This is a genomic window from Sutcliffiella tianshenii (assembly GCF_016908565.1).
Taxonomy (GTDB): Bacteria; Bacillota; Bacilli; order Bacillales; family Bacillaceae_I; genus Sutcliffiella_A; species Sutcliffiella_A tianshenii.
Map to the genome: position 1 here is coordinate 303188 of NZ_JAFBED010000005.1, position 11886 is coordinate 315073.

Genomic DNA, 11886 nt, shown 5'->3' on the forward strand with positions numbered 1-11886 from the left:
GAAAAAGGAGAGTAAACCATGAAAAAATTATCATTATTCATAAGCATCTTTGCGGTTCTTCTGTTAGCCGCTTGCGGAAATAACAATTCAGACAGCACAAAAGAAACAGATGAAAAGCTCCCGGAGATGGTGCAGGTGGAAATACTTCTTCCTGAAAAGATTGAGCCGGATGAAGAAGTGAAGATCGAGGCGCTCGTCACACAAGGCAAGGAAAAAGTCGAGGACGCAAGCGAAGTTACCTTTGAAGTCTGGAAGCAGGGACAGGAAAAGGACCACGAAATGATCGAAGGGAAAAATGACGGTTCGGGCATATACTCCTTTACTAAGACTTTTGAAGAAGAAGGCTTATACTTTGTGGTGGCCCACACAACAGCTAGAGACATGCATGTGATGCCGCGTGTCGAGATGACCGTTGGAAATCCTGATCCTGCGACAAAAGAGGGCGATGAATCAGGTCATGACCATGGTTCCGAGCATTCCGATCACGAAGGCAGCCATGACGGAGAAGCTCATTCAGACCATGAAAGCCAGGACCATGAACATGCAGCAACGTTAATGATGACATTGAATAATCAAGAAGCTGTAAAAGTAAACCGGGAAGCCACTTTGTCCACGGAGCTGAAAAAAGATAATGCAGCCTTAAAGGGGGCTACTGTCCGATTTGAAGTTTGGCATGCTGATTCCGAAAAGCATGAATTCATCGATGCAGCTGAAGTCAGCGAAGGTGTGTATGAAGCGAAAACCACCTTCAAACAAAAAGGCAAACATAATGTACAGATCCATGTAGAGAAAGACGAACTTCACGAGCATCAGTTGGAAGAGCTCGAAGTGGAATAATAAAAAGGATGACCTCGAGGGGTCATCCTTTTTATGCATTAAAAATCAAAATTATCCGGATCTGGCCCGACACGCTTGTTTTCATTTAAAGCGTGGATCTTCTGCATATCCTCATCCGTGATTTCAAAGTCGAAGATATCCGCATTTTCCTTGATGCGGTGCTCTTTTACAGACTTAGGGATGGTAACGACCCCATTCTGCAGGTCCCAGCGAAGGATGATTTGTGCAACCGACTTGTTGTATTTTTCTGCAAGCTCCATCAGCACTTCGTTTTGCAGCAGTTCACCCTGCATGAGTGGAGACCAGGCTTCCATCTGTATGCCATTCTCCTTACAGAAGTTAAGCAATTCAACTTGGGATAATTTAGGATGATATTCCACCTGGTTCACCATCGGCTTCACTTCTGCCACATCAAGGATATCCTGAAGGTGGTGAATATGGAAGTTGCTTACCCCTATTGCCCTAACCTTTCCATCAGCATATAACTTCTCCAAAGCCTTCCAAGTGTCCACGTACTTGCCTTTAACCGGCCAGTGAACAAGATATAGATCCAGATACTCCAAGCCAAGCTTCTCCATGCTTGCGTCAAATGCAGCAAGTGTGGATTCATACCCTTGATCGGCATTCCATACCTTCGTGGTAATGAATAGCTCTTCACGTGGCACACCAGCTTCTTTAATCGCCTTGCCCACACCATCTTCATTTTTATAGATGGCTGCTGTATCGATGCTGCGGTAGCCGGCTTGAATCGCCATTTTCACGGAGCTTTCCACTTCCTGCCCCTCTTCCACCTTGAATACTCCTAATCCAAACCAGGGCATTTCCACCCCATTATGTAAAGTAGTTGTTGAAGTTAAACCATTTAACAAAGGAATCATCCTCCTATACATTGATAAATTCATTATGACCGATTTTTGGTATGTTGCAAATTTTCTGCTCGGATTCACACTTCCTTTTGTCCCAGGATATAAATAGAAAAAAGGAGTTTTCGATGGAGATGTATGACTACATGATGATCTTGAATGTGTTGGTAATTATCTCTTCTGCGATGATCAGTTACCTCTATGTCTCACAAATGGTACTAAGGAAGGGTGCTTTCCTCTTTCACACTATGATCAGCCTCTCCTTCGTGGTCATTGCCTGGTTTGTGACCACCAGTATATGGTACTACCTGACCATACAGGTGGATGGACTCCTTTACCTCGGCGGGATGCTTTTCAATCTGATTGTCATGATGTTCTGTATAACTGTCCTTATCTCATATCTTGTAGTAAGGCGTTCTTATCTGCTGAAACACTATCAAGCGAGAAATAAATGACACCCATCACCCGGCTTTTCATCCACCGGGTGATGAGTGTTTTGTTTTTGTTATTGCATTCCCTTTTTCACGGCGCTTGCCACTTGAATGGTCCGTTTCGCCTGATGCTTTACTGCTGCTGTCACATCTTCCTTCCAGTTACCTTCCTGATCTGCCGTCACACTTGTACCGTAAGGATTTCCTCCAGCAGCGAAAATCGATTCATCCGTATAGCCGGGTGCCGCTACAATCGCTCCCCAATGGAACATGGTGGTATAGAGATTCAGGATCGTCTGTTCCTGGCCACCGTGGGGATTGCTTGCCGAAGTCATCGCACTGACAACTTTATTGGCCAGCTTCCCTTTCGACCAGAGCCCTCCTGTCGTATCGAGGAATTGCTTCATCTGTGAAGGCACAGTTCCATATCGTGTCGGAACACTGAAAATATATGCATCTGCCCATTCAAGATCATCGAGGCTCGCAGTCGGCACATCCTTTGTCTCCTCCAAATGCGCCTTCCATGCCGGATTTCCATTTATCGCTTCTTCGGGTGCCAGCTCAGGAACCTTCACAAGCTTTACTTCAGCACCCGTTTCCTTGGCAGCTTCTTCCGCTGCTTTCGCTAATTTGTAATTAGTGCCGGTAGAACTGTAGTAGAAAATTGCCAGTTTTACATCTTTACCCATTGTATTAACCTCTCCTTTAATTTTCATTACTTCCAGTAAATATTATCCAAACATTACTTATAACTATACAGTCCCTCTACCCTTTTATCTTGATTTCAAACGAAATCCTGCACTTTTCATTAAGTTTGTAAAAAAGACAACCAAAAAACCACTGGCAAAAGGCCAGCGGTTCAATTTCTATTATTCTATCAATTCACAATTGCCAGTGAGAAAGTCTGTGGTCCGACCGGCACATTATATGCCTGTACCTCAACCGTATATGTCCCGCTCTGTGGCGCGTTAATAAACACGTTTTCTACGTTATTGCGCCCATCCCAGTTATTATTGTATGGCGAAGTAAAATCATTTCCTACATATTGTGTGCCATTTGGCGCTGTAATGACAAGATCCAAATCGTTGACAAGCGTTACAGAAGCAGTGGTGCTGGCAGGTGCATCAGACCACACCAGGGAGATTTTCAACGGCTTGCCCGCAGTAGCCGTAAACGAGTAAGTCGCTTTTTGGCTCGTTGAAAGAGAACTGGATTCATTCACATAAGCAACGTTCAAGGATTTATCCAATGTCACCCTGCCCCAACCTTGGTTGCCGTTCGGGTAGCCAAGGCCGATATCAGCTGCTCCGGCGATCAATGCCGCTTTTAATAGAGAAGGCTTTGGAGTGATGCCTCTATTTTTCACAAAATGCTCACGAAGCTGGGCCACGTTTCCTGCTACGATCGGTGTAGCCATGGAGGTTCCACCCATATAGGCATACTTGCTGTCATGGTTCGCCCAGAAGGAGGAATCCGGTGCAAGGGAAGATCGTGCTGATAAGATGAATGTACCAGGGGCCATGACGTCCGGCTTGATTCGTCCATCCTTCGTAGGTCCGCGTGAAGAGAACTGGGCAACATGGTTGATGTTATCCGCATAGGAACCGAAGCTTGGTCGGAGGTTTTCCGTAGCACCTACTGTTATCGCATTTTTTGCTGTACCTGGTGCACTGATCGTTCCACCGTTCGGCCCTTCATTTCCGGCAGCGAAAAGGATTGTCATATCATTTTTTCGTACATAGTCATCCACATTTCTGGAATCTGTCGTGTAAGCTCCATTAACCGCAGCTCCCCAGGAGTTCGTGTGAATTCTGGCACCTGCACTGTATGCCTGGCTGAATAAGGTTTGCAGATTGGAAGGCAGTCCACCGAGTCCTCCACCGCTATCCATGATAGATTGGAAGACAAGATTCGCCTGTGGCGCCATCCCCTTATTGGCGGAACCGTTACCTAGCACCGATCCCGCAACATGGGTACCATGTCCGTTTGTATCATTTGCATTGCTTGTGCGACCGAGGGCATATAATGCCGTGATTTTCCCACGGAAGGCTTCATGCATCGAGCTGTCATTGCGTCCTGTATCAAGGCCTGTATCGGCAACCGCCACAATCTGTCCTTGTCCATACAGACCGTAGCTGCTCTGTGCCACATCCGCTTTGACTATACCTCGTGCCACATCATTCATCAATTTATATTCAGGCTTTGCCGTAATGTAGAGCACGTCATTGTTTGCCGCGTATTGCGCGATTTCATCTATTCCTCTTAATTGCACTTCTCTATTCTTCTGCTTTGTATCAAGTGCGACCGCTTTTACAAGTTCTGAAGCACCTTTGGTGAAAAGCTGGGGATCTATTCTGTATATTGGTAAGTAAGGCTCAACGGATTCCACGTGCTCAATGGAGCTGGTTGCTGATTTCACGTCGCCCTCATACTCGACGATATATGCATAATCAGGTATGTAGTCGAGGATCTTTGCTCCTGTTTTCTCCAGTTGCATTTTTGTTTCTTCTAAGATTGGCCCATTGAATTGAACAATGTGAAGTTTGTTATTTGCCGGGACTGTTTCAAGCTTCTTTTGCAATCCCTTTGGAAGCTTCACATTTTCAGATTCCACAAGGAACGCTGCAGCACCTGTCTGCCCCTGCTTGGAGAAACCCTTAGCCTCGCTGGTCGTTTGAATCCCCTTGAAATCCAGATCAAAATTCCTTGCACCACCTGCAGATGGATTGCTTAACGCAACTGTCGAAAGAATCGCTGCTGCAGATAAAACTGATAAAAACACCTTGTTTTTCTTTCTCATCCTAAACTCCACTCCTCTCGATTCATTACTCCCCCTTAATTTAGCACACAAAAGGAATACTTTATATTGGGAAAATTCAAATATAAATCGCGGTATCTTATCCTTTTTTCTCTTTGACTTTCCCAATGGAAAAGCACTGCCAAAAGTTAGAAGACAAAACAAAAAGCACACGCATGATCCCTTGGGGGACTTACGTGTGCTTGTGGAATCAACCGTTTGGAAGCGGGTCCGGATGCTCATCCTTTAAAGGGGAAACCATATCCGGCGGGCCAGCCATCTCTACCACCGGCTCGGCAGATTGTGAAACAAAAACATCATGACCACCAGAGAAAATGAAACCAAGCAACAAGCATAATAGTATTGATTTTTTCATCTTACCCTCTCCTTAGTATAAAAATGTTTGCTTCTTTAGTTCCTGGTAACACAATGAATAGAAGTAACTCGCTTTTTTGTATTTGTAGCACTTTTCAAAGTAGACGGCTAGTTTTTCTGCATATTTTATAATTGGCTCCTTGAAGTCATGCTGCTGGAAATAAGGGAGCGCCACTTCCAAGAAAAATGTGTCTAGGTCATCATAATTGCCTTCTAAAATATATTCGAAAATGGTGAAATAATAATGATGCTCGATATGTTCCTGTGGATCCCCAATCAGGGATTTACCAAGTTGAAGCCATTTTTTGCACTGTTCGATATCCCCAAGGTGATCGTACTCTATCAGCAGGCAATAGATGGAATCAAGCTTACTTTCCAGGTTCCTACCCTCTTTCAGATAATAACTCTTCTCAAATTCTTCGATTGCCTGCGGGTGATGTTTCCGGATGGAGTACAATTTCCCTAGATTATGATAGATCAGTGCCTGTAGATACGTGTTATTCAATGATTCTGAAAGCTTCTGTGCCAAAAGGTAGCTTTCCTCGGATCTGTCGTATTCCCCGATCCTGCGATAACAGATTCCCAGAAGCACCTGACATTCCGCACTCCGTTTCAAATCATAGATGGCCTGGAAGATATGCAGTGCCTTCGATGTATGCGTGATGCTCAAGGGCACTTTTGTCGTCTGGCTATAGGTGAGACCGAAAAGGTAATAAAGATCTGCCTCCTCCGCACTTTCAAAAACTGTACTTCGCTGCAATAGCTTCTCGGCCTCTTTCAGGTGCTCAAGTGCTTCGGAGTAATTGTTCAGCCGGTAGCTGAAAATCGCATGGAATTTTTTAAAATAATAATGCATCTGCAAATCAAAGATATCATGGAACTGCACCAGCTTATCGATAAGCAGCTTGGCCTGTTCGAGGTCCCGCAGATAAAGGTAATATCTGAGTTCAAACAAGATGAAATACATATATGTTTTCGTATTGACAGACTGGATCTTCAGGGAAAGCTGTTCGTAGCGCAGCTTTATTTCGTCGCTGTTGCTTGTGATCATCAATTTATACCAGGACATGAGCTCGCCAAGGATGGTCTCGTCCTGATGCTCGATCAGGCTGACTCCTAGCCTCTCGCATAATAACTGTAATACTTCTTCACTAGGTGAGGTCAGATTGTTTTCTATTTTTGAGAGATAGGAAACCGAGATGATCCCCCTTGCCAGATCCTCTTGCTTTAAATTGCGCTGAATGCGAAAAAACTTCAGCTTGCTACCGATATCCATTTTAGTTGTCTTTGCAGATTGTTGATCGATCTTCATCATATGGATCATTCCTCCATAGTGTCTATTTTTCTTAATTTTCAGACTACTAAGAGTGAGTCTATGTAACTAAGTATTGTCTCTTCTTTATTATAAAAGGCTTAATTCCATTTAGTAACCATTATTTATAGTTTTCTAGGCATATTTTAAATGGGAATATTTCCCCACCATCCCACATATTAATCAGTCTTGTTATATTTTCACTTTATTTGACGAACAGTAACTAGTTTTGTCTATCTTAAAGGATTTCTTCGTTGAATGTTTAATAATGTTCTGTAAGGGAGGGATATTACATGGAATTAAAAACACATGAAGTTGCTAAAGAGTTAGGCATGGCCCCAAGAACCATACGCAAATGGGTACAGAAATATAAAATCCCTTGCAGCAAAAATGATTATGGACATTATGTATATGACCAAAAAGCCATATCTTTATTGGAAACCTTAAAAGCCAATTCTGAAGTTGCCGGTACCCTTGATGACTATGAAACTCCCCTTCAAAGTACAGAACCTTCCACTATCAACCCGCCTTTTGAGCCAAAGGAGCAGAAAATGGACCTTTTATATGACAGAATAAATAGAGTAGAAAGATTGTTGGACCAAAAAGCGGATGAGGTGGTATCCTATCAGCTGCTCCAACAACGAAAGGAAATTGAAGAACTCACGAAAAGGATAGGGGAATTGGAGGAGTACATCCATACGCTGCAGACTCCAAATGTAAAAAAATATGAGCCTCCCCTGATATTCGACCAACCGATTAAAAACAAACGGCGGGGAATGTTCCGTTCCATCTTTGGACTGTAAGGAAGCTGACTGGCTTACAAGTCAGCTTTTTCTTTTGTCTTCTTCCAGGAGCTGTTCCATGACATGATTGAACTGTTCGATCAAGGCAAGCTTTTCTGATTCCTCGAGGGAGGAATTGCATATTCGCTTGATCGCAAGAAAGTATTTTGCGTCACGGGATACTCTGGTTCGGGGGTGGGTCAACTCATCCTTCAGCTCTATACGAATCGCTTCTGCAAGCTGCTCGGACTCGTTTTTTGCAGGCTGTGACAATGTTCGGTTACTCCATAACTCTTTATATGCCTCTAATATTCTTTCAGGATTATTCATACGATACTCGCCCACTTTCTTACAAAATTCGTCAAACATATAGAATTTTCTTTCTATTTATGGTACTTTGTTAATGAATAATAGTACTTATCGCATCTGGTTAAGGGGACTCGCAATGAATCTACTGAAAGATATTCTACTACAATTATTCTTTTTGTTTCTACCTTTATTTCTATATTACCACGTAGAAAATAAATACCAACCTAACATATCGGAATTAAAAAGGCAATGCACGTTTTTTTTGTACTGCGTCTTTTCCGTTCTCATCTGCATGAGTTTTCCTATCGTATTTCAGAACGGCCATGCCTTTAATCTTGCAATCATCCCTGCCACCATATCCATTCTATACGGCGGTTATCTTTCTGGGATCCTGACGATTCTCATTTTATTTGTCTATCCATTGTTTTCATCTGGATCGACCAGCTTCCTTTCCGTTTTTCTCACGGTACCATTCATCATGCTTTTACCCGTTTTTTTACAACAAAAATGGAAGGGTTATCCTAAAAATAAAAAAATTCTGCTATCAGTTTTTTTCATGACTGCCACACTGCCAGTCTCCTTTGCTTTCATTCTTTATCAGGCAATTGCAGGAGAGTCACCGGTTATGGAAGATTATTCGACCCTCCTATATAGTTGGCTGATTCTAAGTTTTTCAATGCTTCTCCTTATTTACTTCATCGAGTATAGTCTCGACCTTGGTAATCTTAGAAAACAGTTGAAGCGCATGAGAAGGCTGCAGCATGTAACAAGCATTGCTCCGGATGTATCAAAAGAGGTGCATAAACCTTTGACAGTGATAAAGGGCTTCACTCAATTGCTCGGAGCGGAGCACAACCAAATGAACAAAGAATATGTTCCTATCATCCTCTCGGAATTGGATCGTGCAGAGTCCATCATCAATTCCTACATCAAACTGGCAACATCATCAGAGACAATCCCTGCAAAATCCTTTTCATCAAAAGAACTCATAGAACATGTAATGGTCCGGTTGCATACCTATGCTACAAATAATCACATCGAGATTGATAGCGGGCCATTGCCTAATCTCCGTCTTCGGGGAAACATGGAGCTTCTGTCCGAATCTTTCACAAGTATCCTCAAAATATGCCTTGATGCAATGCCGGTCAATGGGGGAAAGATTGCTGTGAAAAACTTCCGGAGAGGAAACGATGTCATTTTTGAATTGGTTGATGTGGGACGAGGTATGAATGCAGCCACCCTTCAGTTTCTTGAAAATTATCAGTATCCATCTGAACATATACATAACGACCAAGTTAACGACGCTTTTTCCGTGCTATTCACTCATAATGGAGATATTAGAGTGAAACGCGGTATTCTCCGAAAAAACGTGATTCAGTTGACACTTCCTGCTTATATCAAGAAAAAGAGCCGGCTAAGCCATAAAGCTGTTTCTCCTTAATAAGTTGAAAAAAGTCCTTATCCACGGCATTCATGGATTTGAGGACTTTTTTGTATGTTGGATACTTCAATGAATCTTAAATATGTAACAAGGACATTAAGCCAAAACCAAGAATAAAACCAATCATTGCACCTAGTACACTCAAAAGGATGTATAGTGCCGCTTTCTTTACAGATCCTTCTCTCAGCAGTTGCACTGCCTCCATACTGAATGTGGAAAAAGTAGTGAATGCCCCCAAAAAGCCGATACCCACTAAAAGAAATGGCAGGTTCCCATAGAGTTCAGGTTCTTCGTGGAGGTGGCCCATCAACAGCCCCAATCCAATTGAACCGGCTATATTGACTGTAAGCATGGAGACAGGAATTCTCGGGGATGGGTAAAGCCTCATGATGATTTTTCCAGTTAAATACCTGGCAACAGCACCGGTGCCACCACCCAGGGCAACCAACAGCTGTTGCATGCCTTCATGCATCATTCCGCCCCAACCTTTCCGGACTTAAGATAGTGAGCGCAAGCCTTGGTACCCAATTGGATTCCAAGGAACGCCAATGCTATCCCAAAGATAACGGAAATAGTGACATAGGATGCAGCCTCAAGCATCAGTCCATCCATCCACAAATGAACGGCGTCGCCACCAAACGTGGACATCGTGGTAAATCCACCACACAATCCTACCCCAAGGCCAACCTTCACCCATTCCCTTCCCTGCACCACCAGGAAAACCCCACTAAGAACACCCAGCAAAAAACTGCCAAGCAAATTCTCCACCACCGTCCCCAGCGGAAACCCAAACCCCAGCACCCCAACATTAATCCAATACCGCAAAGAAGCACCTACCGCTCCCCCAACAAAAACCGCCAGCACATTCGCCATAAACCTTCATTCACCTTCCGGGGTCTGGCCCCTTACAATAATTTAATTCTATTGTAATACAATTGAAGTGATAATTCACAGGGATGTGTTGCGTATAGAGGTGGGCATGAGGATTCATGGAGGGGGATTTTTTCTTTTGGGGAGCTGTATTGGTTATAGTTTGCTGGGAATAATATAGAATAGACCAACTCTACCTTAGGAGGAGTATTTCGTGGATCAGCAGGAAAGAAATCAAATGAGCGACGTCAGAGGTGAAAAGATTGCCAATGAAGGAATGAAGGTGCGCACCACTTTATCACAGGAGAAATTACAACGTCATCTTTCATTTGTCCGGAATGAGCTTGCAGAAGATTACCCGCTTTCATTGAAAAGGGCGCTTTCCGAGCGCGCCATTTCCTTGAACAGAAAAAAACTCACCCAAATTTTGAAGGAAGATGAACAGTCCGAGGAAGCCAGATAAGATACCATGATTGTCACATGAGGGACTAAAGCCTCCAAATGGCATCCCTCGGCCTAAAAAAGAAGCTGGCACTATTTGCCAGCTTCTTCTTGTTTAGAGCTCAACCTTTTCCAAATCCGGTTCAAAGTAGGCCCTTACAATAATATTCAGGATCTCATCAGTCATATTCAGATGAGCAATCGGGCTATCGGCGATCAATTTCTGGGTATTGCGATCGCTAAAGGCAATGCTGCGATCCAGATACGGATCAAACACTTGCAGCATTCCGTTGAGTTGTTCTTCAACAGGAGATAGCGAAAAACTTGTCCCTTTTTCATAGATGCCGAGGTTATCGAATTGAAGATGATTTTTGATGGTATTCAATATTTCCCTGTTTTTCGGTGGTGATGGATTCGTAATGTTATAGATTGTATTTTTTTCGGCCTTTGTAGCCGCGATGGTTAAAATATCAGCTACATAATCGACTGGCACCAAATTGGATGTGCCATCTTTAGAACCGACAAGATGCACCTTCTCATTACTGTCTTTACGATCCAGACGGCGCTTGAATAGTTCAAGACCCCTCATGAACCCATAAAGTGTAAAGGCGGAATCCGCTTCACCTGTTTTGGAATCGCCCACAATGATGGCCGGCCTGAAGATGGAAACATCCATTTTGTCTCGGTAACGAAATACCTCATGCTCTGCAAGGACCTTACTCTCTTCATAGGGATTATTGAACCTTTGGGTCGTTTCATATAATTCCTCTGCACCTTCATTTGATTTCCCGACCGTATAAGCTGTACTCACGTGGATGAATTTCGTTGCACCCAGTTTTTCTGCAACCTTTAGCGCCTCTTTCGTTCCCGTGTAATTCATTTGCATTAACGTATCATGCAGGTCATGGTCGAATTTCACAAGGGCCGCCAGATGATAGAAGATGTCAACGTTATTTGACAGGGAATCTAGCACAGCCTTTGATATTCCAAAATTCGGCAGAACAATATCACCTTGAAGGATATGGACCCTCCCCTGTAAGGATAGAGGAAGATTCCCCTTCAAAGCATTGGCTTTTTCTATATTTCGTGCCAGTATATGAACAGTGTGACCTTCTTCCAATAGGTTGCGGATAAGCCTGCCCCCAAGAAATCCAGTAGCACCCGTTAAAAATATATTCATAGAAGTTCCTCCATTGTTGAAGCATGATTTTCAATCAACACTACTACAATCTTAATATAGAATCCTTGTTAAATCAAAACTTGGAAAATATTGAAGATTTCAACGAGCCTATCAATGTTGGCAGATGATCTGCCCTATCGGGTATAATGAAACAAAAAAGGTGTCTTGAAGGGAGTCTGTGATGAAAAAATTTTGGGGAATCATTTTTCTGATGGCTATTGGATTGGCAGCCTATTTTTTTATACCCA

General features: G+C 43.2%; 14 protein-coding genes. 5 read left to right on the forward strand and 9 right to left on the reverse strand.

The annotated features are described in order from the left end of the window. Positions 1-18 precede the first annotated feature (18 nt). The gene (locus JOC95_RS13430) at positions 19-837 is read left to right on the forward strand and encodes a FixH family protein (protein ID WP_204417155.1); all 819 of its coding nucleotides are present in this window, start codon (positions 19-21) and stop codon (positions 835-837) included. Positions 838-875: 38 nt separating this feature from the next. Here JOC95_RS13430 and JOC95_RS13435 read toward each other — a convergent pair whose 3' ends face one another. Then, positions 876-1658 (reverse strand): aldo/keto reductase, encoded by a 783-nt coding sequence (locus JOC95_RS13435; RefSeq protein ID WP_239582917.1) that lies wholly within the window; start codon positions 1656-1658, stop codon positions 876-878. 170 nt (positions 1659-1828) lie between these two features. Between JOC95_RS13435 and JOC95_RS13440 the strand changes: the two genes are divergently transcribed. Further along, the gene (locus tag JOC95_RS13440; RefSeq protein ID WP_204417159.1) at positions 1829-2155 is read left to right on the forward strand and encodes a hypothetical protein; all 327 of its coding nucleotides are present in this window, start codon (positions 1829-1831) and stop codon (positions 2153-2155) included. Between the two features lie 50 nt (positions 2156-2205). Here the strand turns inward: JOC95_RS13440 and wrbA are convergent, their stop codons facing one another. From wrbA to JOC95_RS13460, 4 genes are all read right to left on the reverse strand, one after another. After that, positions 2206-2820, reverse strand: a complete 615-nt coding sequence (wrbA, locus tag JOC95_RS13445; protein ID WP_204417161.1) for an NAD(P)H:quinone oxidoreductase — start codon at positions 2818-2820, stop codon at positions 2206-2208. Between the two features lie 188 nt (positions 2821-3008). Beyond that, positions 3009-4931 (reverse strand): S8 family serine peptidase, encoded by a 1923-nt coding sequence (locus tag JOC95_RS13450; RefSeq protein WP_204417163.1) that lies wholly within the window; start codon positions 4929-4931, stop codon positions 3009-3011. A 208-nt stretch (positions 4932-5139) separates the two neighbouring features. Then, positions 5140-5304 carry a hypothetical protein gene (locus JOC95_RS13455; RefSeq protein WP_204417165.1) on the reverse strand — a complete coding sequence of 55 codons (165 nt, stop codon included), beginning with the start codon at positions 5302-5304 and terminating at the stop codon, positions 5140-5142. Between the two features lie 12 nt (positions 5305-5316). Beyond that, complete coding sequence (locus JOC95_RS13460) at positions 5317-6618, reverse strand: helix-turn-helix domain-containing protein (protein ID WP_204417167.1); 1302 nt, start codon at positions 6616-6618, stop codon at positions 5317-5319. Between the two features lie 290 nt (positions 6619-6908). On the opposite strand from JOC95_RS13460, the gene JOC95_RS13465 reads away from it, so the two are divergent. Next, complete coding sequence (locus JOC95_RS13465; protein ID WP_204417169.1) at positions 6909-7418, forward strand: MerR family transcriptional regulator; 510 nt, start codon at positions 6909-6911, stop codon at positions 7416-7418. Positions 7419-7439: 21 nt separating this feature from the next. Here JOC95_RS13465 and JOC95_RS13470 read toward each other — a convergent pair whose 3' ends face one another. Next, positions 7440-7727, reverse strand: a complete 288-nt coding sequence (locus JOC95_RS13470; RefSeq protein ID WP_204417171.1) for a hypothetical protein — start codon at positions 7725-7727, stop codon at positions 7440-7442. Positions 7728-7842: 115 nt separating this feature from the next. Here JOC95_RS13470 and JOC95_RS13475 point away from each other — a divergent pair, with 115 nt between their 5' ends. Then, the gene (locus JOC95_RS13475; protein WP_204417173.1) at positions 7843-9147 is read left to right on the forward strand and encodes an ATP-binding protein; all 1305 of its coding nucleotides are present in this window, start codon (positions 7843-7845) and stop codon (positions 9145-9147) included. 76 nt (positions 9148-9223) lie between these two features. On the opposite strand, the gene crcB is transcribed toward JOC95_RS13475, so the two are convergent. Beyond that, on the reverse strand, positions 9224-9622 hold the full coding sequence (crcB, locus tag JOC95_RS13480) for a fluoride efflux transporter CrcB (RefSeq protein ID WP_239582891.1): 399 nt from the start codon (positions 9620-9622) through the stop codon (positions 9224-9226). After that, positions 9619-10020: a fluoride efflux transporter FluC gene (locus JOC95_RS13485; protein ID WP_204417175.1), complete on the reverse strand. Its 402-nt coding sequence runs from the start codon at positions 10018-10020 to the stop codon at positions 9619-9621. The genes crcB and JOC95_RS13485 overlap by 4 nt, the downstream gene beginning before the upstream one ends. Before the next feature lie 211 nt (positions 10021-10231). Here JOC95_RS13485 and JOC95_RS13490 point away from each other — a divergent pair, with 211 nt between their 5' ends. Then, positions 10232-10480 carry a hypothetical protein gene (locus tag JOC95_RS13490; protein ID WP_204417177.1) on the forward strand — a complete coding sequence of 83 codons (249 nt, stop codon included), beginning with the start codon at positions 10232-10234 and terminating at the stop codon, positions 10478-10480. A 93-nt stretch (positions 10481-10573) separates the two neighbouring features. On the opposite strand, the gene JOC95_RS13495 is transcribed toward JOC95_RS13490, so the two are convergent. Then, the gene (locus tag JOC95_RS13495; protein WP_204417179.1) at positions 10574-11638 is read right to left on the reverse strand and encodes an SDR family oxidoreductase; all 1065 of its coding nucleotides are present in this window, start codon (positions 11636-11638) and stop codon (positions 10574-10576) included. Between the last annotated feature and the right edge of the window lie 248 nt (positions 11639-11886).

Coding starts and splice junctions, on each gene's coding strand:
- JOC95_RS13475 (WP_204417173.1), top strand. CDS start 7,843: ATGAATCTACTGAAAGATATTCTACTACAATTATTCTTTTTGTTTCTA.
- JOC95_RS13470 (WP_204417171.1), bottom strand. CDS start 7,727: ATGAATAATCCTGAAAGAATATTAGAGGCATATAAAGAGTTATGGAGT.
- JOC95_RS13435 (WP_239582917.1), bottom strand. CDS start 1,658: ATGCCCTGGTTTGGATTAGGAGTATTCAAGGTGGAAGAGGGGCAGGAA.
- JOC95_RS13465 (WP_204417169.1), top strand. CDS start 6,909: ATGGAATTAAAAACACATGAAGTTGCTAAAGAGTTAGGCATGGCCCCA.
- JOC95_RS13460 (WP_204417167.1), bottom strand. CDS start 6,618: ATGATGAAGATCGATCAACAATCTGCAAAGACAACTAAAATGGATATC.
- wrbA (WP_204417161.1), bottom strand. CDS start 2,820: ATGGGTAAAGATGTAAAACTGGCAATTTTCTACTACAGTTCTACCGGC.
- JOC95_RS13440 (WP_204417159.1), top strand. CDS start 1,829: ATGGAGATGTATGACTACATGATGATCTTGAATGTGTTGGTAATTATC.
- JOC95_RS13495 (WP_204417179.1), bottom strand. CDS start 11,638: ATGAATATATTTTTAACGGGTGCTACTGGATTTCTTGGGGGCAGGCTT.
- JOC95_RS13430 (WP_204417155.1), top strand. CDS start 19: ATGAAAAAATTATCATTATTCATAAGCATCTTTGCGGTTCTTCTGTTA.
- JOC95_RS13450 (WP_204417163.1), bottom strand. CDS start 4,931: ATGAGAAAGAAAAACAAGGTGTTTTTATCAGTTTTATCTGCAGCAGCG.
- JOC95_RS13485 (WP_204417175.1), bottom strand. CDS start 10,020: ATGGCGAATGTGCTGGCGGTTTTTGTTGGGGGAGCGGTAGGTGCTTCT.
- JOC95_RS13455 (WP_204417165.1), bottom strand. CDS start 5,304: ATGAAAAAATCAATACTATTATGCTTGTTGCTTGGTTTCATTTTCTCT.
- crcB (WP_239582891.1), bottom strand. CDS start 9,622: ATGATGCATGAAGGCATGCAACAGCTGTTGGTTGCCCTGGGTGGTGGC.